The following is a 22,105-nucleotide window of genomic DNA, read 5'->3' as shown; positions in this document are numbered from 1 at the left end:
CGATGTTCAACGACCTGGGTCGACTGGGTAAATACCTGGGGCAGGCAGCCCGCCTGATGGTCGGCATGCCCGACTACGACAACTACGTCGAGCACATGCAGACCAAGCACCCGGACAAGCCGGTCATGACGTACGAGGAGTTCTTCCGCGAACGCCAGGAAGCGCGTTACGGCGGCAAGTCCGGGCCCAAGTGCTGCTAACGGACCGCGCTAGCCTGATCGGCTAGCGCGGTTTTTGTGGGAGCGGCCTTGTGTCGCGATAGGGCCGCAATGCGGCCCCACATTTTCAGCTTCGCCGCAGATATTGCCGGGGCCGCTTTGTGGCCCTATCGCGACACAAGGCCGCTCCCACAAAGGCTGCGGCACACCCTCCAAATTTCACTGCACAGGAGATGTTCTGCGTGCAGACGCCTATTCCCGTAACCGTACTCACTGGCTTCCTCGGTGCCGGCAAGACCACCTTGCTCAAGCACATGCTCAAGGCCGAGCACGGCCTGAAGATCGCCGTGATCGAAAACGAATTCAGCGAGGCCGGCATCGACAGCCAGCTGTTGGGCGACGAGCCGGTGCAGGTGATGACCCTGGCCAATGGCTGCGTGTGCTGCAGCATCCACGGCGACCTGACCCGCGCCTTGTACCTGCTGCTCGAACGCCTGGATGCCGGCGAGATCGCCTTCGACCGCCTGGTAATCGAATGCACCGGCCTGGCCGACCCGGCACCGGTGGCCCAAACCTTCTTCATCGACGAAGAGTTGCGTGAGCGCTACATCCTCGACGGCATCATCACCCTGGTCGATGCCGCCCACGCCGAGCTGCACCTGACCCAGACCATCGCCCAGGCCCAGGTCGGCTTTGCCGATCGCCTGCTGCTGAGCAAGACCGACCTGGTCGAGCCCGCTGCGGTCGAGGCCCTGCGCGAGCGCCTGGCCCGCATCAATGGCCGGGCGGCGATCCGCGTGGTCGAGCATGGTCGTATCGACCTGGCCGAGCTGCTGGATGTGCGTGGTTTCAACCTCAACCCCGATCTGGGCGCGAACCTCAAGCCAGCGCTACGCCCGCTGCTCAAGCCCGCTACCCCGGACCGGATCTCCACCTTGGTGCTGCGCACGGAAAGCGCGCTGGATATCGACCGCCTCAGCGACTTCATGAACGAACTGCTGGAAACCCACGGCAAGCAGCTGCTGCGCTACAAGGGCGTGCTGAACATTGCCGGTGAAGCGCGCAAGCTGGTGTTCCAGGGTGTGCTCAAGCTCTATGGCTTCGACTGGGACGCCGAGTGGGCCGAGGGTGAAACTCGCGAGAGCGTGATGGTGTTCATCGCTGACGAATTGCCCGAAGCTACGATTCGGGCTGGGTTCGAGGCGCTGGCTGCGGGCTGAGCTGACGCGGCGTCTGGGCCTGGAACCACTGCGGCCATGAGCTGCGGTGGCGTGTCTCGAGCTCGATGCACGGGATCAGGCGCTCGGTCAGCAGCGCCATCTGCCGCACCGCCTTGGCGGTGCGGTACTTGACGCTGTGGATGCATTCGCGGTCGCCGAACTCGCAGCGGTTCAGCGCGGTGCCGCCGCAGGGGCCGTTGGCCAGGCCCTTGGGGCAGGTTTCCGGGCAGATGTACAGGGTGTCTTCCAGGCGGCAGCGGCCACAGGTGTCGCAGCCTACCAGCGGGTGCTTCACCGCGTGTTCCACCTTGTGCAGCACCTGTGCGCCAAGGCGGGTAGCCCACATCGGTTGGCGTACGGCCCAGCCAAATGCCTTGCTCAGGCTATTGCGGCGGCTGAACAGCAGCGAATGCGTGCCGTGCATCAGGTGATAGCGCGCTTTCTCCTTGAACGAGGCATCGACTCGTGACTCGCCCTGGCGCCAGCTTGCCTGCGGCGGATGGAAGCTGACTGCCGGCAGGCCGGGCATCTGCCAGCTGGCCTGCCAGGCCGGCGCCCATTGTTCCAGTGTGTGGATTTGCGCCTGCCAGTGCTCGATGCGTGCCTCCAGGGCCAGCAGTTGCTTGAGTTCATGAACCCCCGACAGATGCACGCCGGCGTAGCCCATCAGCTTCACGCCGATGATCTGCAAGGCCAGGCGGTCGACGCTGCGGGCCTGGGCAAAGGCCTTGGACTGCGCCGCTTCCGCTTCCAGCATGTCGCGCATGGACGGCGTGACGGTCACGCCGGCCACGTGCTCGAGCATCGTCGCACGCCCGTGGGTGAGGCTCATCAGGCAGGCCAGCATCGGCCTGGGCGTGGCCTGGCGGCTCATCCAGTGCATGGCTTCCTGGTGTTTGCCGGCATCGAAACCCAGTTGCAGGGTGAGAAAGTCGGCGCCCGCCGCCAGTTTTTTCTCGGCCTTGAAGTATTGGGCGCCGCCTTCTTCCTCGCAGTACTTGAACGGGTTGAGCGCCGCGCCAAGCAGCCAGTGCGGGCAGGCCTGGCGGGCGATCTGCAGGGCTGCGACCGATTCCAGGTAGCGCACCGGGCGCTGGCCGGGCTGGTGGCCGGGCAGGCGGTCGCCGGTAAGCAGCAACAGTTGGTCGAGGCCGGCGGCATCCATGCGTTGCAGTTGGGCGAGCAGGTGGTGGCGTTCGCGGTCCTTGCCGGAGAAGTGCGGCAGGGCGGGTACCGGGTTGCTGAACGAGGCGAGGGCGTCCAGTGGCGACATGTCCAGCGGGCTGCCGACGCGGTCGCCGATTGCCACGGTCATCGGCCAGCCGCACAGGTGCGCACGGGCCAGGATCGCGTCCATGGCGGCGAAGCGTTCTGTGGAGGGCTTGGGGACGAACTCCATGACGCAGACGAAGGTGTTTTCGCGCAGCGCGGTTTTCAGCAGGCTCATGGGGCCGGGTACCTGGTTTGGTCAGGGTGGCATTGTGCGGCAGAAGGCGGGTGCGGTCATGTCCGGATGCGCAGGGTGGTGCTCTGAATGAGACATCCGGGGTTTGCCTGTGCCGGCCCTTTCGCGGCTAAAGCCGCTCCCACAGGGTGGCGCGGTACCTGTAGGAGCGGCTTTAGCCGCGAAAGGGCCAGTACAGGCAGTACAAATTCACGAACATGAATAAGTCTTGAGTTCATCTCAAATTTAATGAGTTTGTCTCAAGATGAAAGTGCCCGGAAAATCCCCTCATTCATTTATGCATGCTGAGGGACAAGACATGGCACTGGCACACAACCTGGGCTTTCCACGTATCGGCCGCGACCGCGAGCTGAAAAAGGCCCAGGAAGCCTTCTGGAAGGGCGAACTCGACGAAGCCGGCCTGCGCGCCGTCGGCCGCGAGCTGCGTGCCCGCCACTGGCAGGTGCAGAAAGACGCCGGCATCGAACTGCTGCCGGTTGGCGACTTCGCCTGGTACGACCAGGTGCTCACACACTCGCTGACCTTCGGCGTGATCCCGCAGCGCTTCCGCAGCCACGACGCTGCCAGGCCCACCCTGCAGACCTTGTTCGCGATGGCCCGTGGCGCTGTGGGTGACAGCTGCTGCGGCGGCGCGCACGCCCAGGAAATGACCAAGTGGTTCGACACCAACTACCACTACCTGGTCCCCGAATTCACTGTCGACCAACAGTTTGCCCTGAGCTGGGAGCAACTGTTCGAAGAAGTGGCAGAAGCCCAGGCCCTGGGCCATGCGGTCAAACCGGTGGTAATCGGCCCGCTGACCTACCTGTGGCTGGGCAAGGCCAAAGGTGGCAATTTCGACAAGCTGGAGCTGCTCGACCGCCTGCTGCCGCTGTATGACCAGATCCTCAACCGCCTGGCTGCCCAGGGCGTGGAGTGGGTGCAGATCGATGAGCCGATCCTGGCCCTGGACCTGCCTCAGGACTGGAAGAATGCCTACGAGCGCGTCTACAACATCCTTCAGCGGGCGCCACTGAAGAAGCTGATCGCCACCTACTTCGGCGGCCTGGAAGACAACCTGGGCCTGGCCGCCAACCTTCCAGTCGATGGCCTGCACATCGACCTGGTGCGGGCGCCCGAGCAGTACCCGACCATCCTCGACCGCCTGCCGGCCTACAAGGTGCTGTCGCTGGGCCTGGTCAACGGCCGCAACGTCTGGCGCTGCGACCTGGAAAAGGCGCTGGAGGTACTGCGCCATGCCCATGAGCGCCTGGGTGAGCGGCTGTGGGTGGCGCCGTCCTGCTCGCTGCTGCACAGCCCGGTGGACCTGGACCGTGAAGACCAGCTCGATGCCGAACTGCACAGCTGGCTGGCCTTCGCCGTGCAGAAGTGCCAGGAAGTGGCGCTGCTGGCCAAGGCCATCAATGCCCCGCACGCCGCCGACGTGGCCGCCGCATTGGCCCAGAGCCAGGCCGTGCAGGCCAGCCGCGCCGCTTCGCCGCGTATTCACAAGCCTGGCGTGCAGGCCCGGCTGGCAGCCATCAAGCCCGCTGACAGCCAGCGAAAATCAGCCTTTGCCCAACGTATCGTCAAGCAACGTGCGGGGCTCGACCTGCCGGCGTTCCCGACCACCACCATCGGTTCGTTCCCGCAGACCTCGGCGATTCGTCTGGCACGTCAGGCCTACAGGCAGGGCAAGCTGACCGAGGCCGATTACGTCGACGCCATGCACAGCGAGATTCGCCATGCGGTGAAAATCCAGGAGGACCTGGGCCTGGATGTGCTGGTGCACGGCGAGGCCGAGCGCAACGACATGGTCGAGTACTTCGCCGAGCAGATCGATGGCTATGTATTCACCCGCTTCGGTTGGGTGCAGAGCTATGGTTCGCGCTGCGTGAAGCCTGCGGTGATCGTTGGCGACCTGAGCCGGCCGAAGGCCATGGCCGTGGAATGGATAAAGTACGCCCAGGGCCTGACCAGCAAGGTGATGAAGGGCATGCTGACCGGCCCGGTGACCATGCTGATGTGGTCGTTCCCGCGTGAAGACGTGAGCCGCGAAGTGCAGGCGCGGCAGCTGGCGCTGGCGATCCGCGACGAAGTGGTCGACCTGGAAGCGGCGGGTATCAGGATCGTGCAGATCGACGAAGCGGCGTTCCGTGAAGGCTTGCCGCTACGCCACGGCGCCTGGGCCCATTATCTGGAGTGGGCCACCGAGGCCTTCCGCCTGTGTGCTTCGGGGGTGCGTGACGAAACCCAGATTCACACCCACATGTGCTACAGCGAGTTCAACGACGTGATCGAGTCGATCGCGGCGATGGATGCCGATGTGATCACCATCGAGACCTCGCGCTCCGACATGGAGCTGCTGGCGGCTTTCGAACGGTTCGCCTACCCCAACGAGATCGGCCCGGGTGTGTATGACATTCACTCGCCACGGGTGCCGACCCGTGAGGAAATGGTCAAGCTGCTGCACAAGGCTGCCCGGTGTATCCCGGCCGAGCGCCTGTGGGTCAACCCGGATTGCGGGCTGAAGACCCGCGGCTGGCCGGAGACCGAGGCAGCGCTGGTGAACATGGTCGCAGCTGCCCGCGAGCTGCGTGCCACTGCCTGATTTTTCGCTGGCTGTACCGGCCCTTTCGCGGGTAAACCCGCTCCCACAGGGTCCCCACTGGATTCAGCTTCAGTGGGGTTCCTGTGGGAGCGGGTTTACCCGCGAAAGGGCCAGGCCTGTTCAATTCAATCTGTGATCACCGCTCGATAGCCAAGGCCACGCCTTGCCCGCCACCAATGCACAGGGTTGCCAGTCCTTTCCTGGCGTCCCGCTTGATCATCTCGTGCAGCAGGGTCACCAGCACCCGGCACCCGGACGCACCAATCGGGTGGCCAAGGGCAATCGCCCCGCCATTCACGTTGACCCGCGTGGCATCCCATTCCAGCGCCTTGCCCACGGCCAGCGCCTGCGCGGCAAAGGCTTCATTGGCTTCGATCAGGTCCAGCTCGGCCAGTTGCCAGCCGGCCTTGTCCAGGCAGCGCTGGGTGGCCGACACCGGGCCGATGCCCATGATCGCCGGATCTACACCGGCACTGGCGTAAGCCGCGATCCTGGCCAGCACCGGCAGGCCCAGGGCCTTGGCCTTGGCGGCGCTCATCAGCAGCACGGCGGCGGCGCCGTCATTCAGGCTCGAGGCGTTGCCGGCAGTGACGCTGCCATCCTTCTTGAACGCCGGGCGCAGTTTGCCCAGGGATTCAGCGGTGGTATCCGGGCGTGGCTGTTCGTCCCGCGCGAACACCTTGGGTTCTCCCTTCTTCTGCGGCAGCACGATCGGGGTGATTTCATCATCGAAGCGGCCGGCTTCCATCGCCGCCACCGCCTTGCGCTGCGACTCGGCGGCGAAGGCATCCTGCTGCTCACGGCTGAGGCCGTACTGGTCCACCAGGTTTTCGGCGGTGATACCCATGTGGTAGTCGTTGAAGGCATCCCACAGGCCGTCGCTGATCATGCTGTCGATCAGCTGGCCATGGCCCATGCGCTGGCCGGTGCGGGCTGAAGGCATCACATAAGGGGCAAGGCTCATGTTCTCCTGGCCGCCGGCGATGACCACCTCGGCATCACCGCAGCGAATGGCCTGAGCGGCCAGGTGCAGTGCCTTCAGGCCCGAGCCGCAGACCTTGTTCAGGGTCATTGCCGGCACGCTGAAGGGCAGGCCGGCCTTGATCGCGGCCTGGCGTGCCGGGTTCTGCCCGGCGCCGGCGGTAAGCACCTGGCCGAGGATGACTTCATCGACCTGCGCCGGGGCCAACCCGGTCTGTTCCAGCAGGCGCTTGATCACGGCGGCACCGAGGTCTACTGCAGGCACAGTGGCCAAGGCGCCCTGGAAGCTGCCGATGGCGGTACGGGTTGCGGCGACGATGACCACGTCGTTCATGTTGTTGTTCTCCGTGCGATGGGCGTAATGCCTCAAGCATCGGTGGCTTTGGCTCATTTGTTAAGTTTGTTTTTCTTTGCGATTGATGTGTAAAGCAAATGAATGAGCGCGAAGCGACCTGCGGAACTATGCTCAGGGATGCGCTATTACACTCATCTGGATGGGAGCACATGCCCATGCGTACATTGATCGCCATGACCCTCCTGATCGGCAGCAGCGCTGCATTCGCCGCCACCGAATGCACCACCGCTGACAAAAGCACCTGGCAGGATCAGGAAAAATTCCAGGCGCAGCTCAAGGAGCAGGGCTACAAGATCAACAAGTTCAAGGTCACCAAGGGTAACTGCTACGAGATCTACGGTTTCGACAAGGATGGCAAGAAGGTCGAGATCTACCATGACCCAGTGACGGGCAAGGCAGTCAAGACCGAGTACCACGATTGAACAGCGACGGCACGGTACAGCTGTGGGACCCCCTACTGCGGCTGTGCCACTGGTCGATCGCCGTGGTGTTCTTCGCCAACTACTTCTTCAACGAAGAGGGTGAAGACTGGCACCAGTGGCTGGGCTACTACGCACTAGCCGTTGTGGTGGTGCGTGTGGTCTGGGGCTTTGTTGGGCCACGCAGCGCGCGCTGGGCCGATTTCTGGCCATCCCCGGCAAGCCTGGTCGGACATGCCCGTGCGCTGCTGCATGGGGGGCTTGACCATCATATGGGACATTCGCCGATTGGCGCCCTGGTGATGGTGCTGATGCTGACTTGCATCGCCGGCCTGGGCCTTACCGGGTGGGCGTCGCAGGAGGTGGACGCGCTGTTTGGTGTCGACTGGCCGATGGACCTGCACAGCTGGCTGGCCAACGCGCTGCTGGTGCTGGTTTGCGTCCATGTGCTGGCGGCCATCTACGAGAGCGTGCGCATGCGGGAAAACCTGCCGTGGTCGATGATCACGGGGCGCCGTCGGCACCGCGATTGACGTTGGCAGCCACTTCCCGGCTGAACCTGCTCCCACAGCTACTGCGCAGCCCTCAAGATCTGCGCGGTCCCTGTGGGCAGGTTTACCCGCGAGGAGGCCGGCACAGGCAAACCTCGGTTTTGAATCCCTTTGATCACCCCGTAATATGTGTCGGATAACCTGCGGGGGTAGTCTCACCCTCTGATCAACCGGAATCGCCCATGGCGGCGCTTCCCCCGGCATAAACCTGACGAGGTACAGACATTGGCCATCATTCATCCTAAGGTCCGCGGTTTCATCTGCACCACGACTCACCCGAAGGGCTGCGAGCTCAACGTCCGTGACCAGATCGAAGCCACCCGCAAGCTGGGCGTGCGCGAGGATGGCCCGAAGAAGGTCCTGGTCATCGGTGCTTCCAGCGGCTACGGCCTGGCAGCCCGCATCACCGCGGCGTTCGGCTTCAAGGCCGACACCCTGGGCGTGTTCTTCGAAAAACCAGGCACCGAGACCAAGGCCGGCACCGCTGGCTGGTACAACGCTGCAGCCTTCGACAAGTTCGCCAAGGCCGAGGGCCTGTACAGCAAGTCGATCAATGGTGACGCCTTCTCCGACGAAGCCCGTGCCAAGGTCATCGAGCTGATCAAGAACGAAATGGGCGGCAAGGTCGACCTGGTCATCTACTCGCTGGCCTCGCCAGTGCGTAAGCTGCCGCAGACCGGTGAACTGGTGCGTTCGGCCCTGAAGCCGATCGGCCAGCCGTACAAGTCGACCGCCATCGACACCAACAAGGACACCATCATCGAGGCCAGCATCGAGCCGGCTACCGAGCAGGAAATCGCCGACACCGTCACCGTCATGGGTGGCCAGGACTGGCAGTTGTGGATCGACGCCCTGGCTGGTGCCAACGTGCTGGCCGAAGGCGCCCGCACCGTGGCCTTCAGCTACATCGGCAGCGACATCACCTGGCCGATCTACTGGCACGGTGCGCTGGGCCAAGCCAAGCAGGACCTGGACGAAACCGCCCTGCGCCTGGACAAGAAGCTGGCCGATGAAGTGAAGGGCGGCGCCAACGTGGCGGTGCTGAAGTCGGTGGTTACCCAGGCCAGCTCGGCCATTCCGGTGATGCCGCTGTACCTGTCGATGGTGTTCAAGATCATGCAGGAGAAGGGTGTTCACGAAGGCACCCAGGACCAGCTGGACCGCATGTACCGCGACCGTATGTACCGTGCCGACGGCGCGCCGGCCGAGGTCGACGAGAAGGGCCGCCTGCGCCTGGACGACTGGGAACTGCGTGATGACGTGCAGGACGCTTGCAAGGCGCTGTGGCCACAGGTGACCACCGAGAACCTGTTCGAGCTGACCGACTATGCCGGTTACAAGAAGCAGTTCCTCAACCTGTTCGGCTTCGAGCGCGCTGACGTCAACTACGACGAAGACGTGGCTACCGATGTGAAGTTCGACTGCATCGAGCTGTAATCGCTGTCGGCCTGTACCGGCCCTTTCGCGGGTAAACCCGCTCCCACAGGGATCACTTCTAACTTGAGGGGAATGGAGTACCTGTAGGAGCGGGTTTACCCGCGAAGAGGCCGGTACAGGCTATAAAATCTTTGCTAGCTTTGGCGCACAACGACAGGGAATGTGCCATGAGCAGCCTCACCCAACCCGCCACTGCCTTTCGCCATACCGCAGCCGACGGCTACAGCCTCGGCGGTTTTCGCTGGCGCCACGCCCGACCTGACCGCCAGCGCCCGCTGGTGATCATCAATGCTGCCACCTCGGTACGCTGCCGTTACTACTCGCGTTTCGCCGACCACCTGTTTGCCCAGGGGTGCGATGTGCTGACCTACGATTACCGTGGCATTGGCGAATCCCGCCCGGCCTCGCTGCGTGGCTTTCAGGCATCCTGGAGCGACTGGGGCCGGCTGGATTTCGAAGCCATGCTGGTGCATGCAGCAGAACATTTCCCCGGTCAGCCGGTGGACGTGGTGGGGCACAGTTTTGGCGGGTGCGCAGTGGGGCTGGCACCGTCGGCGAGCAAGGTTCGCCGGGTGGTGATGGTTGGCGCGCAATTCGCCTACTGGCGTGATTATGCGGCTGACCAGCGTTGGCAGCTGTTCTGCAAGTGGCATGTGGTAATGCCGCTGCTCACCCGCGTGTTCGGTTACTTTCCCGGCAAGCGTCTGGGTTGGCTGGAGGACACGCCATCCGGCGTGGTGCACGATTGGACCACCCGTACCCCGCGCTATGAGCACCGACCCAGTGGGCGTGCACTGGAGGCACTACCATTCGCCCAGGTGCGGGCGGCGACGCTGGCCATCAGCCTGACCGATGATCCCTTTGGTACCGTGGCGGCGACCGAGCGTTTGCTGGGTTATCTGCAGGGCGCCGAGCGCCAGCACCTGCGTATTGCGCCTGTGGATATCTCGGTCGATGAAATTGGCCATTTCGCGTTCTTCCATGACCGCTTTCGCGAAAGTTTGTGGCCGGTGGCCTTGCAGTGGTTGCAGCAGGGTGGGTTGGCGGGTGAGGTCCCAGGAAGGATCATGGGTTGATGCTGTCTGCGCCGGCGAAAGGGCCGCGGAGCGGCCCCAAAATCTCAAGCCTTGCGCGCAAGCGGCAGCTCGGCGAACTTGACGCCCGCCAGCCCATGCTTGATCAGCGCACGGATATTGCCATGGTCGCTGCCCTCGGGCGTGGCCACCACGTCACGGTAGTGCTCGCCAAAGGCCAGCAGCGCTTCCTGGTCGCTCAGCCCTTCCAGCAGCGCCAGGCCCAGGGTCTTGCACGAACCTTCGTTCTGCCCGGCCGCGTTTGCCACGCCGCCATTGTCGAAGGCCTGTGGCTGGTAGCTGTAGTTGTCGGCAATGAACGCCAGGGTGTCGGCAAACACGTGTTGGCCGCTGGCCAGGCTGGCGCGCAGGGTGTTCAGGTCAGTCACGAGGTTTTCCTTTTTCGAACGCCGCTTGTTGGTCGGCGCTGGCTTCTTTCTGGTATTGGGCTTTCCACTCGGCGTAAGGCATGCCGTACACCGCTTCGCGGGCATCATCCAGGCTCAGGTCGAGCTGGCGCTCGTCAGCCGCGGCCTTGTACCACTTGGACAGGCAGTTGCGGCAGAAGCCGGACAGGTTCATCAGGTCGATGTTCTGCACGTCGGTGCGCTTTTGCAGGTGTTCGACCAGGCGCCGGAACGCGGCGGCCTCGAGTTCGAGCTGTTGCTGTGGGGTCATGGGCTTCTCTCAGGTCATGCGGTTCTTCAGGTGGCGGCCACCGTTGATGACCACCTGGCTGCCGGTGCTGTACTGGCTGGCGAGCAGGTACCTGACCGTCTCGATCAGCGGGCCGGCGCCGGGTTCGAACTCCAGCAGGGCCTTTTTCAAGGTCTGCTGGCGGTAGGTTTCGTCACCCCCTTCCTTGAGGATCAGCAGCCCGGGCAGGATACCGTTCACACGCACCTTGGGCGCATATTTTTCGGCGAACGACAGCACCATGTTCTGCAACGCGGCCTTGGTCGCGGCGTAGCCGATGTGGCTTTTGCTGCCGCGCGAAGAGGTTTCGTCGCAAATGTGGATGATGTCGGCCTTTTCCACCTTGGCCAGCAGGTCGCCCAAGGCCAGGTTGAGGTGGTAGGGCGCTTCGACGTGAAGGCGGAACATGGTCTCGAGGTTGTCGAGGCCATCGTCGAGCCACAACGAGGCGTTGTGGATGATCGCGCGCAGGCCGTCGTAATGGTTGTGCAAGTAGTCGATCAGGGCCTGTCGATCGGCCAGCTGGCACAGGTCGGCCTGGAACTGCACGATGTTCGGGTGGGCCGCCTGTGGCTGGATGCTGCGGCTGGCACTGACCACCGTATGGCCGGCCTGTGCCAGTTCAAGGGCCAGGGCCAGCCCGACGCGCTGGCTGGCTCCGGTAACGAGAATGGGGCTGTTCATGTTCGGGGCGGTCAACTTGTCTGTCCTTTGGTTGCCGCCCAGCATACCCGAACTGTCTACCGCGTGTACGGCCTGGCCTCAGCGGCTGCGCAGGGCGCCGGCAGGGGCGGGGGACGCATGCAGCCAGCCGGCCAGCAAACGGGTGGACAGGGGGATGAACAGGTAGACCATCACCGGCGTCAGGCCAAGGGTGCTGAGCAGTACCCGTGGTACCAGGTCCAGCGCAGCGAGCCAGTGGCCGAACACCAGGTTGAACACCAGCGAGACCGGGAAGAAGGCCAGCCAGATGGCCACAGCCTGCTTCCAGCGTGGTGGTTTTTGCACCATGTTGGTGCCAAACCAGTCGTCGATGCCACTCACGCGCGCTTCCTTGGGGCGTTCGAAGAGCCCGTTGCCGCGTTGCAACCAGGCCCGACGCGAGGCGGAATGTTCCCAGGCATGCAGAGTCGGCTCGTCGCTGAAACGGAAGATGATCTGGAATTCGTCGCTGTCGCGGGGGGGCGCGAGGATGCCCGAGCCAAGGTAGCCGGGGAAGTCGGTGGCCAGCTGCTCGCCTTCATGCAGCCAGGCCAGCAAGTCCTGGTAGCGGCCATGGGCGGCGCGGCGCGACACCATCAAGGTGACGGGTGGGGTAGACATCGTGTATCTCCTGGCAACGGGGCTGGCGGGTAGCCGGCCCCTTTGGCTGAGTGGCCCGGGGTGGTGGGCGACACAGGCATGCATGCAAGAATCGGGCGCGGATTATCGCCCATCTGCGATCTTCGGCAACTGTAAGCCGGCAAACGGTTGCGCCCCAGCGTCTGGTATTGCCGTAGTAGACTAGGTGTTCAACTTGGACACACAGGGAACCCCGTGCAGATGAACGAACAGGGACTGAATCCGGTAATCGATGCGGGCCTCGCGCAGGACCTGTTTCCGATCCGTGAGGTTTCCCGCCTGACCGGCGTCAATGCCGTGACCTTGCGCGCTTGGGAGCGCCGCCACGGTCTGATCCAGCCAACCCGCACCGAAAGCGGCCACCGCCTTTATTCCCAGGCCGACATCGATGACATCCGCCGCATCCTTGGCTGGCTGGAGCGCGGCGTGGCGGTAAGCAAGGTTGCCAGCATCCTCGCGCGCGACCATGCCCGTGCCGGGCAGGCAGGTGGCGCGACGGGCGCCTGGGGGCGCTGGCAGCAGCAGATTCGCCAGGCGTTACAACGTTTTGACCTTGTCGGCCTGGACCGCCTGTTCGACGAGGTATTTGCCGCCTGCACCCTGGACCAGGTATTCAGTGAAGTGTTCATGCCGGTGTGGCATGACCTGGCGGCCGGTCAGGGCGGCTACGGGCAGGCCAGCGAGTGGCTGTTCCTCGATCAGTTCCTGCGTGGCCGGGTGTATACCCGCTTGCAACTCGCCCGTGCGCCGCGCAGCCGCATGGTGCTGCTGGCGCCATTGCCGGGGCAGTGCCACGAGTTGGATTTGCTGGTGACCAGCCTGACCTTGGGCAGCGATGAAGTTGGCGTGACGCCACTGGCGAGCGGGCAGCCGCTGGCAGAACTGGCACTGGTCTGCGAACGCCTGAAACCGGATGCCCTGGTGCTGTTTTCCCATCAGCCGCCCACGGCGGAGCTCACACGGCGGCTGACGCGCCTAGTGGCAGGGCTGGAGTGCCCGTTGTTACTGGCGGGTGAAGCGGCGGAACTGGCACAGGACAGCCTGGCTGGCAGCCCGATCGCTTGCCTGGGTGCGCAGGGTAGCGTGATGCGCCAGCGTTTGCGGCAGTTTCTGGCCGGTCAGTTCGATACCTGAGTGTGTAGCTCGGGGTGGGCCCGGCGATGGGCCTGGAGGATGTAGTCGCGCAGGCGTTCGATCTCTTCGGCCGGGCTTTGGCTGAGGTCGTAGGCTGCCAGGTCCGGGCCGATGCGCCGGCCCAGCACGCCATGCAGTTCGATGGGGGGGATGCCATCAGGGGCGAAACGCAATTCGAAGTGGGCTGGTGCCGCTGGCAGGCCACGGACTTCCAGCAATGTACCCTTGAACGAGATCTCGCGAACCCACAGGCCAGTTTCCTGCCCATGGGCATCGAGCAGTGCGCTCGGCTTCTCCATCGACAGGCGCCAGGGGCGCAGCATGGGGCCGTCCTCGTAGATTTCCGGTGAGCCCAGTTGCAGGTGCAGGGCGTGGAACTCGTCTTCCACCAGTTGCAGCGGGAAGCTGATTTGCTGGTTGTTGAACTGGGCCTGCAGGGTTACCTGCTCGTTGGCCACCAAGCGGGTGAGCAAGCTCTGGATGCGATGGTCGCCATTGACCAGCAGGCTCGACATGGGGTCGGCCAGGTTCAACTGCGGCGAATGCTGCATGTTCTGTATGAAGTCCAGCTCGTCCTGGGTCAGGAGCGCTTCTGCTTGCATGATCGAACTCGATGGCGATTTCTTCAACGGGATTGACCGTGCGTGGCGAACTTGGTTCAGGTGCGTTCGTCGGGTTTCTGACGAACGCGCAGTTGCGCCAGTTCCCGCTCCAGTTCGACCTGGCGAGTAACGTCTTTCTGAATGCCGATGAAGTAAGTGCGCTGTTCGGCATCGTGCCTTACCGGGGTGATCGACAGTTCGTTCCAGAAAGGGCTGCCATCCTTGCGGTAGTTGCGCAGCACTTCGCGGCACGGGCGGCCTTCGGCCAGGGCCTTGCGGATGCGGGCGCGGCCAAGCTGGTCGCGGTCGTCGGCCTGCAGGAAGCGGCAATCCTGGTAGAGGATTTCGTCACGGCCGTAGCCGGTCAGGCGTTCGAAGGCCGCGTTCACGTAGATGAGGATGGTGTCGTCGCCTTCCTGTTCGGCGACCACGATGCCGTCGTTGGACGCATCGACCATGGATTGCAGTAGTTGCGCATTGATCATGTTCGGGCCATTGAGTGAACAAAGGTGCGAAGCAGGGTTGAGGATGGTGACTTTGGTAGAGGCGGCCTTTTGCCAGCGCCGGATGCTAGTATCCTACGTTTTCACTCAGTTTCGGAATCCTCTACCCGATGAAAGTCGCCATTATTTCCGGATCGGTCTACGGCACCGCCGAAGAAGTCGCCCGTCACGCTGAATCGCTGCTCAAGGCTGCTGGTCTGGAGGCCTGGCATGCGGCGCGCGCCACCTTGCAGGACCTTGAAGGTTTCGCCCCCGACGCCTTGCTGGCCGTGACCTCGACCACTGGCATGGGCGAACTGCCAGACAACCTCATGCCGTTGTATTGCAGCATTCGCGATACCCTGCCTGCGGCCTGGCGTGGCCTGCCGGGTGCGGTGATTGCGCTGGGTGACAGCAGTTATGGCGATACCTATTGCGGTGGTGGCGAGCAGATGCGCGAACTGTTTGCCGAACTGGGCGTGCGCGAAGTGCAGCCGATGTTGCGCCTGGATGCCAGCGAGACGGTGACTCCGGAGGCGGATGCAGAGCCTTGGTTGGCTGAGTTGGTGAGTACACTTAAAGCCTGACGGGTATTTTTCGCCTGTACCGGCCTCTTCGCGGGTGAACCCGCTCCCACAGGTACCACACAGATTTCAGAGGCTGTGGTGTTCCTGTGGGAGCGGGTTTACCCGCGAAGAGGCCGGCAAGGGCAACTCATCCCTTGCTGCCGAGCACCGGCCACTCGCTCACCAGCGCCAACCACGCCTGCGCCGCCCGTGACAGATACGCCCCGCGCCGCCAGATGAACGCGATATCCCAACGCAAATCCGCCGGCGAGCGCAGCGGCAAGCGCACCACACCGGGGCGCTCCAGCGCTTTCGCCACCACACGGGGCAGCAGCACCACGCCCTGGCCCGCTGCCGCCAGCGCCGCGAGGAAGTCCGCCTGGCCACTGCGCCCGCCTTCCTTGGGGGTAAAGCCCTGCTGCTGGCACGCCTTCAGCAGCCGGTCATTGAGCACGAAGCTGCGTTGGTAAAGCAGGAACGGGGTATCGGCCAGCTGCCGCAGATCTACCACTTCCTGGCCTGCCAGCTCGTGCCCGACAGGCAACAGGGCATCCATTGGCTCGTTGCAGAAGGCCTGGTAGTCGAACGCCTCGTCACTGGGCGTCAGGCTGCCACCCAGTTCCAGTTCGCCACTCCTGACCGCCTGTTCGATGCTGCGGCTGCCGCCTTCGAGCAACTGGATCGCGATGTTCGGGTGACGCCGCCGATATTCGGCGAACAACCCGGCGAACAGCGCGTCGCTGCCCAGCATCGGCAAGCCCAGGCGCAGCTCACCGCGGCCCATCTGGCTGAGGTCGTCCAGTTCGCTGAGCAGTGCCTGACGCTGGCGCAGCAAGGCTTCGCCACGCTCCAGCACGATGCGCCCGGCAGCGGTCAGGTGCAGCTGCGAGGCCTGGCGCTCCAGCAGCGGCTGGCCCACATCTTGCTCCAGCTGGGCCACCTGTTTGCTCACCGCCGACTGGCTGATGTGCAGGGTTTGCGCCGCCTGGGTAAAACCGCCGCGGTGGACCACTTCGATAAAGCTGCGCAGCTGTTTGAATTCCATGATCTCAATTCCATTCTGGAATGGCATTAAGTCTAACAATTCGCTTCTGGCCTAGGCAGCCAAATCTTAAAATGAGGGCCTGTCGAGGAACCCCCCATGAAACCTGCGTTATTGAAAAAAGCCCTGCGCCTGCTCGTCGAGCTGGCGATCCTCTGTGCCTTGTTCCTGTTCGGTGGCCAGCTTGCCACCTGGCTGGGCTGGCCGATTCCTGGCGGCGTGATGGGCCTGGCATTGCTGCTGTTGCTGTTCGCCTCGGGTGTGCTCAAGCCGGCCATGCTGCAACTGGGCGCCGGCTGGCTGATGGCTGAGATGCTGCTGTTCTTCATCCCGGCGCTGATGAGCCTGCTCGATTATGGCGCCCTGATCCGTGACGAGGGCTGGCGCATCCTGCTGGTGATTGCCGTGAGCACCCTGACGGTAATGGTGGTGACCGCGTTGACCGTGGAACTGGTGTGCCGCTGGAGGTTGCGCCATGAGCCTTGAACCCATGCCGCTGTTCTGGCTGGCCCTGACCTTGCTGGCGTACCTGGGCAGCCGCTGGTTGTACCGGCGCAGCGGGCGCTACCTGCTGTCGCCGCTGATCCTGGTGCCGGTTCTGTTGCTGGCGGTGGCCGTGCCGCTGCACACCGCCTATGCCGAGTACGCCCGCAACACCCACTGGCTGATGAGCGTGCTTGGCCCGGTGACCGTGGCCTTCGCGGTGCCGATCTGGCAGCAACGGGCCATGCTGGCGCGCCACTGGCCGGCACTGATGATGGGTATGGTCGCCGGCAGCAGCGCTTCGATCGCCAGTTCCTGGGGGTTGGCTCATATGTTGGCGCTGGACAGCGCGACCAGCCTGTCGCTGGTGCCGCGTTCGATCACCACGCCCTTTGCCATGCCATTGGCCCATGACCTGGGTGGTGTACCGGAGCTCACGGCGGTGTTCGTGATGTTCACCGGCGTACTGGGCGCCATGTTCGGCGGCGTACTGCTGCGCTGGTTGCCATTGCGCACACCACTGGCGCGGGGCGCGCTGTTCGGCGTGGGCGCCCATGGTGCCGGTGTCAGCCGGGCACAGGAGGTAGGCCGCGAGGAGGGCTCGGTGGCCGGCCTGGTCATGGTCCTGACCGGGCTGTTGAACCTGTTCGCGGCACCGCTGCTGGCTGTGCTCCTCTGACCGTTCGTGCCACTGACTCGCCAAGTCATCAAGCTGGCTGGCAACGCAAGTTCCAGCCGATGGGCTGCTGGCTAGACTCAGCCTCGACATAGAGAGCACATGTAAGTGCCGAGGTGACATGCAATGACCGCAGCCTTGCTCTATTCCGCCAACACCACTTCACCGGGACCGTTCTGATGCCCATGGCCGAAATTCCATTGTGCGTCTGGCGTACCCGGGGACAGAGTTTCAGCTTCCGGGGCCAGAGCATCCGCTACTGGACCGCAGGGCAAGGAGAGCCCCTGCTTCTTTTGCACGGCTTCCCCACTGCCAGCTGGGATTGGCACTACCTGTGGGGGCCTTTGGCCCAGCGCTTCCGGGTGATCGCCTGCGACATGCTCGGCTTTGGCGATTCGGCCAAACCGGTCGATCACGTGTATAGCCTGATGGAGCAGGCCGACCTGCAGCAGGCTTTGCTCGCCGAGCTGAAGGTCGACCAGCCGGTGCATCTGCTGGCCCATGACTACGGCGGCAGTGTGGCCCAGGAAATGCTGGCGCGGCATCATGAACAGCGCGCCAGCATTGCCAGCTGCGTGTTCCTGAACAGCGGGCTGTTCCCCGAAAGCTGCCGCATGCTGCTGGTACAGAAGCTGTTGCTCAGCCGCCTGGGCTGGCTGGTAGGGCGCTCGTTCGGTCGCGACGACCTGGTGCGCAACGTGACCCAAGTCTACGGCCCTTGCACCCACCCCAGTGAAAGTGCGCTGGATGACTTCTGGAGCCTGATAGCCGCCAACCGTGGCACGCGCATCCTGCACAAGCTGGTGGGTTACATGCCAGAGCGCAGGTTGCACCGGGACCGCTGGGTTGGCGCGATGCAGCACGAAGGCGTGCCGCTGCGCTTTATCAATGGCGTGGACGACCCGCTTTCCGGCGCACACATGGTGGAGCGCTACCGGCAACTGGTGCCGGAGCCGGACACCGTGCAGTTGCAGGGCATCGGCCATTACCCGCATACCGAAGCGCCGGTGCAGGTGCTGCGCCATTACCTGGCCTTTCGTGAACAACCGCTGAGCTGTTTCCAGCAGAAAGTGGCGTGGTCCTGACAGGGCCTCATCGCCGGCAAGCCGGCTCCCACAGGTACAGCGCATGCCTGGAGGCCGGCGCGGTTGGTGTGGGAGCTGGCGCTTGCCGGCGATGGGCCGCAAAGCGGCCCCGTAACCATCGTGCTGCGTTATTGCCAGGCATTCAGCCTGCATGAGCTTGATTGTCCACCCGCCGCTGGCGGCGGACACTCGGCCTACCTGAATCTGCCTGGAGCCATGAGCATGAGCGAGCCTGTCTGTCTGCAAGATCGCGTGGTGATAGTCACCGGAGCCGGGGGCGGCCTGGGCCGTGCCCATGCGCTGCTGTTCGCTGCGCGCGGTGCGCGGGTGGTGGTCAACGACCTCGGCGGCTCCTCCCACGGTGAAGGTGCCAGCGCCTCCGCCGCCGACCGGGTAGTAGAGGAGATCCGCGCTGCCGGGGGCAGTGCCATTGCCAACCATGATTCGGTCAGCCACGGCGCGCGTATTGTCGAGCAGGCCCTGGACAGCTTCGGTCGGGTCGATGTGCTGGTGAACAATGCCGGCATCCTGCGTGACAAGACCTTCCACAAGATGGAAGACAGCGACTGGGAGCAGGTGTATCAAGTGCATGTCGAGGGGGCTTACAAGGTCACCCGCGCCGCCTGGCCGCACCTGCGCGAGCAGAACTGGGGGCGGGTGATCTTCACCGCTTCCACATCCGGCATCTACGGCAACTTCGGCCAGGCCAACTACGGCATGGCCAAGCTGGGCCTGTATGGGCTGACACGTACCCTGGCGATCGAAGGGCGCAAGCACGGCATCCTGGTCAACGCCATCGCCCCCACGGGTGGCACCCGCATGACCGAAGGGTTGATCCCGCCCCAGGTGTTCGAGCGGCTCAAGCCCGAGCTGGTCAGCCCGCTGGTTGTGTACCTGGGCAGCGAGCAGTGCCAGGGCAGTGGCGAGTTGTTCGAAGTGGGTGGCGGTTGGGTGGGCAAGGTGCGGTGGGAGCGCAGCCTGGGGGTAGGCTTCGATCCGCGTGAAGGCTTTACTCCGGAGCAGGTGGCGGAGAACTGGGCACGGATTGGCGACTTCGACGGGGCAGTGCACCCACAGGACAGCTTGCAGGCGTTACAGCAGATGATGGCGAACTTGCAGAAGTATCCGCTGGGCTGAAACTTGTATGCCTGTGCTGACCTCTTCGCGGGTAAACCCGCTCCCACAGGTACACCACAAGCCCCTGGGGTAGTGATATCTCTGTGGGAGCGGGTTTACCCGCGAAGAGGCCAGCACAGGCGGAGAAATTTTCAGGGCAAATAAAAAAGGCCGCTGCAAGCCGCAGCGGCCAATCGAGACGTCAGATCAAGGAGCTTCAAAATCTACGTCGGTGAACCTCGCAGGCCTGAAAGGCGGGGGGGAGAGCCCTTCATGCCGGCCAGTGAGGTAAGAATAAGCGCCTGATCCTGCAGGAAAAATAGCCGCTTATGACATTCACCTTTACGTATCGGGCAATAGTGCCGAAGGCGCTCAGTCGGCGGGCGAATAGCCCATGCGCCAGCTGGTTTCCCGTGCTGCTGCCAGCAACCGTTGCGCCGCCGGACCATGCTCGTCGGCATGGAAGATCGAGGTCGGCCCGACCACCGTCATCACCGCGGCGATCTGCCCCATGGCATTGAACACCGGGGCCGACAGCGCATCCACGCCCGGCATCAACAGCCCATGCACATGGTGCAGGCCACGTTCACGAATGCCCGCCAATACCGCCTGGTAGTCGGCGGCGTTGTGCTGCAGGGCGGCCAGTTCCCGGTCACGCAACTCCACGGTCTCGCGCTCGGGCAGGTAGGCGGCGAAGACCAGCCCGGTGGACGACGTGAGCAGGGGCAGTACCGAGCCGATCTGCGTTACCACGGTGACCGCGCGTACCGCCGGCTCGATGCTCACCACTGTCGCGCCCTGGTTGCCCCATACGGCAACGAAGCAGCTTTCGTTCAGTTCATCGCGCAGCTGCGACAACGGCAGCGCGGCAATCTTCAGCACATCGATACTGCCCAGCGCCGCTAACCCCACCCGCAGTGCCTCGCGCCCCAGGCCGTAATGGTTGGTGGCCGCATCCTGCTCGGCAAAACCGCTGGCGATCAACGCCTGCAGGTAACGGTGCACCTTGCTCGCCGGCATCTGCACATGTTCCGCGAGGCGTGACAGGGAGGTGGACGGGGAGAGCTCGGCAAGGGCCTTGAGGATGTCGGTGCCGACCTCTGCCGAGCGGACTTTCTGCTTGCCGTTGTCGGCGGGGGAGCTGGCTTTGGCCATGGACATCTTCTTCCGGATTCATCGAGTCGCGCCTTTATAGCTTGACGCATTGCCCGTAGCAAATTACGTTATTCGTAATCTGATTACGATAAAAACAATGCAGACGCGCTGCCACCCCGCCCCGGGCCAGCAGCCAGCTGCCAGCAACGGCTCGGCCAGAGCCCGGAGGCATCGATGAATCGCGATACGTCACCCGACCTTCACTACCTCAGCGGCTTCGGCAACGAGTTTGCCAGCGAAGCGCTGCCAGGGGCCTTGCCGGTCGGGCAGAACTCGCCGCAGAAGGCGCCCTATGGGCTGTATGCCGAGCTGCTCTCGGGCACGGCGTTCACCATGACCCGCAGCGAGCTGCGCCGCACCTGGCTGTATCGTATTCGTCCGTCTGCCTTGCACCCGCGTTTCGAACGCCTGGCGCGTCAGCCGCTGACCGGCCCGCTGGGGGCCATCACCCCCAACCGCCTGCGCTGGAACCCCCAGCCGATCCCCGTCGAACCGACCGATTTCATCGAGGGCTGGCTGCCCATGGTGGCCAACGCCGCTGCGGAAAAACCGGCCGGCGTGAGCATCTACATCTACCGCGCCAACCGGTCGATGGAGCGGGTGTTCTTCAACGCCGACGGTGAACTGCTGCTGGTGCCGCAACAGGGCCGCCTGCGCATTGCCACCGAACTGGGGGTGATGGAAGTCGAGCCGCTGGAAATCGCGGTCATCCCGCGTGGCATGAAGTTCCGCGTCGAACTGCTCGACGGCGAGGCCCGCGGCTACATCGCCGAAAACCACGGCGCGCCGCTGCGCATCCCGGACCTGGGCCCGATCGGCAGCAACGGCCTGGCCAACCCGCGCGACTTCCTCACCCCGGTGGCGCACTACGAAGAGGCCGATGGCCCGGTGCAGCTGGTGCAGAAGTTCCTGGGCGAACATTGGGCCTGCGAACTGCAGCACTCGCCACTGGACGTGGTCGCCTGGCACGGCAGCAACGTGCCGTACAAGTACGACCTGCGCCGCTTCAACACCATCGGCACGGTCAGCTTCGACCACCCGGACCCATCGATCTTCACTGTGCTGACCTCGCCGACCAGCGTGCATGGCATGGCCAACATGGACTTCGTGATCTTCCCGCCACGCTGGATGGTGGCCGAGAACACCTTCCGTCCACCATGGTTCCACCGCAACCTGATGAACGAGTTCATGGGCCTGATCAATGGTGCCTACGACGCCAAGGCCGAGGGCTTCCTGCCGGGTGGCGCCTCGCTGCACGGGGTTATGAGCGCCCATGGCCCCGACGCCGAAACCTGCGAAAAGGCTATTGCTGCCGACTTGGCACCGCACAAGATCGACAACACCATGGCCTTCATGTTCGAGACCAGCCAGGTGCTGCGCCCGAGCCTGCAAGCCCTTGAATGCCCGCAGTTGCAGGCCGACTACGATAGTTGCTGGGCCACCTTGCCGAGCACCTTCAACCCGAACCGGAGATAACC

General features: G+C 63.9%; 24 protein-coding genes. 14 read left to right on the top strand and 10 right to left on the bottom strand.

Going from position 1 to position 22,105, the window contains the following annotated elements; all coding sequences use genetic code 11:
* Positions 1 to 2: 2 nt before the first annotated feature.
* Both RR51_RS07150 and yjiA read left to right on the top strand, forming a co-directional pair.
* Positions 3 to 200 (top strand): YbdD/YjiX family protein, encoded by a 198-nt coding sequence (locus RR51_RS07150; RefSeq protein ID WP_013974210.1) that lies wholly within the window; start codon positions 3 to 5, stop codon positions 198 to 200.
* Positions 201 to 400: 200 nt separating this feature from the next.
* Positions 401 to 1,378, top strand: coding sequence for a GTPase (yjiA, locus tag RR51_RS07145; RefSeq protein ID WP_015271793.1), 978 nt, complete (start codon positions 401 to 403; stop codon positions 1,376 to 1,378).
* Here the strand turns inward: yjiA and RR51_RS07140 are convergent.
* Entirely contained in the window at positions 1,338 to 2,825 is a 1,488-nt protein-coding gene (locus RR51_RS07140; protein WP_039613045.1) for a methylenetetrahydrofolate reductase C-terminal domain-containing protein, read from the bottom strand. The two genes, yjiA and RR51_RS07140, sit on opposite strands and share 41 nt — an antisense overlap.
* A 316-nt stretch (positions 2,826 to 3,141) precedes the next feature.
* Between RR51_RS07140 and metE the strand changes: the two genes are divergently transcribed.
* Positions 3,142 to 5,433: a 5-methyltetrahydropteroyltriglutamate--homocysteine S-methyltransferase gene (gene metE, locus RR51_RS07135; RefSeq protein WP_039613044.1), complete on the top strand. Its 2,292-nt coding sequence runs from the start codon at positions 3,142 to 3,144 to the stop codon at positions 5,431 to 5,433.
* Positions 5,434 to 5,569: 136 nt separating this feature from the next.
* Here metE and RR51_RS07130 read toward each other — a convergent pair whose 3' ends face one another.
* Positions 5,570 to 6,748 (bottom strand): acetyl-CoA C-acetyltransferase, encoded by a 1,179-nt coding sequence (locus tag RR51_RS07130; protein WP_003260713.1) that lies wholly within the window; start codon positions 6,746 to 6,748, stop codon positions 5,570 to 5,572.
* Positions 6,749 to 6,924: 176 nt separating this feature from the next.
* On the opposite strand from RR51_RS07130, the gene RR51_RS07125 reads away from it, so the two are divergent.
* From RR51_RS07125 to RR51_RS07110, 4 genes are all read left to right on the top strand, one after another.
* Positions 6,925 to 7,191 (top strand): PepSY domain-containing protein, encoded by a 267-nt coding sequence (locus tag RR51_RS07125; RefSeq protein ID WP_003260712.1) that lies wholly within the window; start codon positions 6,925 to 6,927, stop codon positions 7,189 to 7,191.
* Positions 7,188 to 7,721, top strand: coding sequence for a cytochrome b/b6 domain-containing protein (locus tag RR51_RS07120; protein WP_023661197.1), 534 nt, complete (start codon positions 7,188 to 7,190; stop codon positions 7,719 to 7,721). Before RR51_RS07125 ends, RR51_RS07120 begins: the two co-directional genes overlap by 4 nt.
* A gap of 243 nt (positions 7,722 to 7,964) precedes the next feature.
* Entirely contained in the window at positions 7,965 to 9,176 is a 1,212-nt protein-coding gene (fabV, locus tag RR51_RS07115; RefSeq protein ID WP_023661196.1) for an enoyl-ACP reductase FabV, read from the top strand.
* 167 nt (positions 9,177 to 9,343) lie between these two features.
* Positions 9,344 to 10,252: an alpha/beta hydrolase family protein gene (locus tag RR51_RS07110; protein ID WP_039613043.1), complete on the top strand. Its 909-nt coding sequence runs from the start codon at positions 9,344 to 9,346 to the stop codon at positions 10,250 to 10,252.
* Between the two features lie 44 nt (positions 10,253 to 10,296).
* Here the strand turns inward: RR51_RS07110 and RR51_RS07105 are convergent, their stop codons facing one another.
* Genes RR51_RS07105 through RR51_RS07090 form a run of 4 tightly spaced genes read right to left on the bottom strand, consistent with a single transcriptional unit; the run spans position 10,297 to position 12,268 of the window.
* Entirely contained in the window at positions 10,297 to 10,638 is a 342-nt protein-coding gene (locus RR51_RS07105; protein WP_003260709.1) for a HopJ type III effector protein, read from the bottom strand.
* Positions 10,631 to 10,927, bottom strand: a complete 297-nt coding sequence (locus RR51_RS07100; protein ID WP_003260708.1) for a DUF1244 domain-containing protein — start codon at positions 10,925 to 10,927, stop codon at positions 10,631 to 10,633. The genes RR51_RS07105 and RR51_RS07100 overlap by 8 nt, the downstream gene beginning before the upstream one ends.
* A gap of 9 nt (positions 10,928 to 10,936) precedes the next feature.
* Positions 10,937 to 11,674: a dihydromonapterin reductase gene (gene folM, locus RR51_RS07095; RefSeq protein WP_052261039.1), complete on the bottom strand. Its 738-nt coding sequence runs from the start codon at positions 11,672 to 11,674 to the stop codon at positions 10,937 to 10,939.
* Positions 11,675 to 11,707: 33 nt separating this feature from the next.
* A complete protein-coding gene (locus tag RR51_RS07090; RefSeq protein ID WP_015271784.1) occupies positions 11,708 to 12,268 on the bottom strand; it encodes a hypothetical protein in 561 nt (186 codons plus the stop codon).
* 219 nt (positions 12,269 to 12,487) lie between these two features.
* Between RR51_RS07090 and RR51_RS07085 the strand changes: the two genes are divergently transcribed.
* Complete coding sequence (locus tag RR51_RS07085; RefSeq protein WP_039613042.1) at positions 12,488 to 13,420, top strand: MerR family transcriptional regulator; 933 nt, start codon at positions 12,488 to 12,490, stop codon at positions 13,418 to 13,420.
* On the opposite strand, the gene RR51_RS07080 is transcribed toward RR51_RS07085, so the two are convergent.
* Positions 13,405 to 14,022 (bottom strand): hypothetical protein, encoded by a 618-nt coding sequence (locus tag RR51_RS07080; protein WP_024087734.1) that lies wholly within the window; start codon positions 14,020 to 14,022, stop codon positions 13,405 to 13,407. The genes RR51_RS07085 and RR51_RS07080 overlap by 16 nt on opposite strands.
* A gap of 56 nt (positions 14,023 to 14,078) precedes the next feature.
* Entirely contained in the window at positions 14,079 to 14,507 is a 429-nt protein-coding gene (locus RR51_RS07075; protein ID WP_003260703.1) for a PAS domain S-box protein, read from the bottom strand.
* 128 nt (positions 14,508 to 14,635) lie between these two features.
* Here RR51_RS07075 and RR51_RS07070 point away from each other — a divergent pair, with 128 nt between their 5' ends.
* Entirely contained in the window at positions 14,636 to 15,091 is a 456-nt protein-coding gene (locus tag RR51_RS07070) for a flavodoxin (protein WP_013974195.1), read from the top strand.
* A gap of 127 nt (positions 15,092 to 15,218) precedes the next feature.
* Here the strand turns inward: RR51_RS07070 and RR51_RS07065 are convergent, their stop codons facing one another.
* The gene (locus RR51_RS07065) at positions 15,219 to 16,115 is read right to left on the bottom strand and encodes a LysR family transcriptional regulator (protein ID WP_039613041.1); all 897 of its coding nucleotides are present in this window, start codon (positions 16,113 to 16,115) and stop codon (positions 15,219 to 15,221) included.
* A gap of 96 nt (positions 16,116 to 16,211) precedes the next feature.
* Between RR51_RS07065 and RR51_RS07060 the strand changes: the two genes are divergently transcribed.
* The 4 genes from RR51_RS07060 to RR51_RS07045 all read left to right on the top strand — a co-directional run bounded on the left by RR51_RS07060 (position 16,212) and on the right by RR51_RS07045 (position 19,493).
* Positions 16,212 to 16,598 (top strand): CidA/LrgA family protein, encoded by a 387-nt coding sequence (locus tag RR51_RS07060; protein ID WP_003260699.1) that lies wholly within the window; start codon positions 16,212 to 16,214, stop codon positions 16,596 to 16,598.
* Positions 16,588 to 17,274 carry an LrgB family protein gene (locus RR51_RS07055; protein ID WP_003260698.1) on the top strand — a complete coding sequence of 229 codons (687 nt, stop codon included), beginning with the start codon at positions 16,588 to 16,590 and terminating at the stop codon, positions 17,272 to 17,274. Before RR51_RS07060 ends, RR51_RS07055 begins: the two co-directional genes overlap by 11 nt.
* Before the next feature lie 176 nt (positions 17,275 to 17,450).
* Positions 17,451 to 18,356 carry an alpha/beta fold hydrolase gene (locus tag RR51_RS07050; protein WP_039613040.1) on the top strand — a complete coding sequence of 302 codons (906 nt, stop codon included), beginning with the start codon at positions 17,451 to 17,453 and terminating at the stop codon, positions 18,354 to 18,356.
* A 222-nt stretch (positions 18,357 to 18,578) separates the two neighbouring features.
* A complete protein-coding gene (locus tag RR51_RS07045) occupies positions 18,579 to 19,493 on the top strand; it encodes an SDR family oxidoreductase (protein WP_039613073.1) in 915 nt (304 codons plus the stop codon).
* Between the two features lie 351 nt (positions 19,494 to 19,844).
* On the opposite strand, the gene RR51_RS07040 is transcribed toward RR51_RS07045, so the two are convergent.
* Positions 19,845 to 20,627, bottom strand: coding sequence for an IclR family transcriptional regulator (locus tag RR51_RS07040; RefSeq protein WP_003260695.1), 783 nt, complete (start codon positions 20,625 to 20,627; stop codon positions 19,845 to 19,847).
* 174 nt (positions 20,628 to 20,801) lie between these two features.
* Here RR51_RS07040 and hmgA point away from each other — a divergent pair, with 174 nt between their 5' ends.
* Positions 20,802 to 22,103: a homogentisate 1,2-dioxygenase gene (hmgA, locus tag RR51_RS07035; RefSeq protein ID WP_039613039.1), complete on the top strand. Its 1,302-nt coding sequence runs from the start codon at positions 20,802 to 20,804 to the stop codon at positions 22,101 to 22,103.
* Positions 22,104 to 22,105: the final 2 nt, after the last annotated feature.

The sequence above is a fragment of the Pseudomonas sp. C5pp genome (assembly GCF_000814065.1).
GTDB lineage: Bacteria > Pseudomonadota > Gammaproteobacteria > Pseudomonadales > Pseudomonadaceae > Aquipseudomonas > Aquipseudomonas asiatica.
The sequence above is the reverse complement of the archived record's forward strand: the minus strand, read 5'-3'. Positions and strand labels throughout refer to the sequence as shown.

Bases quoted from the DNA above. Each gene is read 5' to 3' on its own strand.
- RR51_RS07150 (WP_013974210.1), top strand. From the start codon at position 3: ATGTTCAACGACCTGGGTCGACTGGGTAAATACCTGGGGCAGGCAGCC.
- RR51_RS07140 (WP_039613045.1), bottom strand. From the start codon at position 2,825: ATGAGCCTGCTGAAAACCGCGCTGCGCGAAAACACCTTCGTCTGCGTC.
- metE (WP_039613044.1), top strand. From the start codon at position 3,142: ATGGCACTGGCACACAACCTGGGCTTTCCACGTATCGGCCGCGACCGC.
- RR51_RS07130 (WP_003260713.1), bottom strand. From the start codon at position 6,748: ATGAACGACGTGGTCATCGTCGCCGCAACCCGTACCGCCATCGGCAGC.
- RR51_RS07125 (WP_003260712.1), top strand. From the start codon at position 6,925: ATGCGTACATTGATCGCCATGACCCTCCTGATCGGCAGCAGCGCTGCA.
- RR51_RS07110 (WP_039613043.1), top strand. From the start codon at position 9,344: ATGAGCAGCCTCACCCAACCCGCCACTGCCTTTCGCCATACCGCAGCC.
- RR51_RS07100 (WP_003260708.1), bottom strand. From the start codon at position 10,927: ATGACCCCACAGCAACAGCTCGAACTCGAGGCCGCCGCGTTCCGGCGC.
- folM (WP_052261039.1), bottom strand. From the start codon at position 11,674: ATGCTGGGCGGCAACCAAAGGACAGACAAGTTGACCGCCCCGAACATG.
- RR51_RS07090 (WP_015271784.1), bottom strand. From the start codon at position 12,268: ATGTCTACCCCACCCGTCACCTTGATGGTGTCGCGCCGCGCCGCCCAT.
- RR51_RS07085 (WP_039613042.1), top strand. From the start codon at position 12,488: ATGAACGAACAGGGACTGAATCCGGTAATCGATGCGGGCCTCGCGCAG.
- RR51_RS07080 (WP_024087734.1), bottom strand. From the start codon at position 14,022: ATGCAAGCAGAAGCGCTCCTGACCCAGGACGAGCTGGACTTCATACAG.
- RR51_RS07075 (WP_003260703.1), bottom strand. From the start codon at position 14,507: ATGATCAATGCGCAACTACTGCAATCCATGGTCGATGCGTCCAACGAC.
- RR51_RS07070 (WP_013974195.1), top strand. From the start codon at position 14,636: ATGAAAGTCGCCATTATTTCCGGATCGGTCTACGGCACCGCCGAAGAA.
- RR51_RS07065 (WP_039613041.1), bottom strand. From the start codon at position 16,115: ATGGAATTCAAACAGCTGCGCAGCTTTATCGAAGTGGTCCACCGCGGC.
- RR51_RS07060 (WP_003260699.1), top strand. From the start codon at position 16,212: ATGAAACCTGCGTTATTGAAAAAAGCCCTGCGCCTGCTCGTCGAGCTG.
- RR51_RS07055 (WP_003260698.1), top strand. From the start codon at position 16,588: ATGAGCCTTGAACCCATGCCGCTGTTCTGGCTGGCCCTGACCTTGCTG.
- RR51_RS07050 (WP_039613040.1), top strand. From the start codon at position 17,451: ATGCCCATGGCCGAAATTCCATTGTGCGTCTGGCGTACCCGGGGACAG.
- RR51_RS07045 (WP_039613073.1), top strand. From the start codon at position 18,579: ATGAGCGAGCCTGTCTGTCTGCAAGATCGCGTGGTGATAGTCACCGGA.
- RR51_RS07040 (WP_003260695.1), bottom strand. From the start codon at position 20,627: ATGGCCAAAGCCAGCTCCCCCGCCGACAACGGCAAGCAGAAAGTCCGC.
- hmgA (WP_039613039.1), top strand. From the start codon at position 20,802: ATGAATCGCGATACGTCACCCGACCTTCACTACCTCAGCGGCTTCGGC.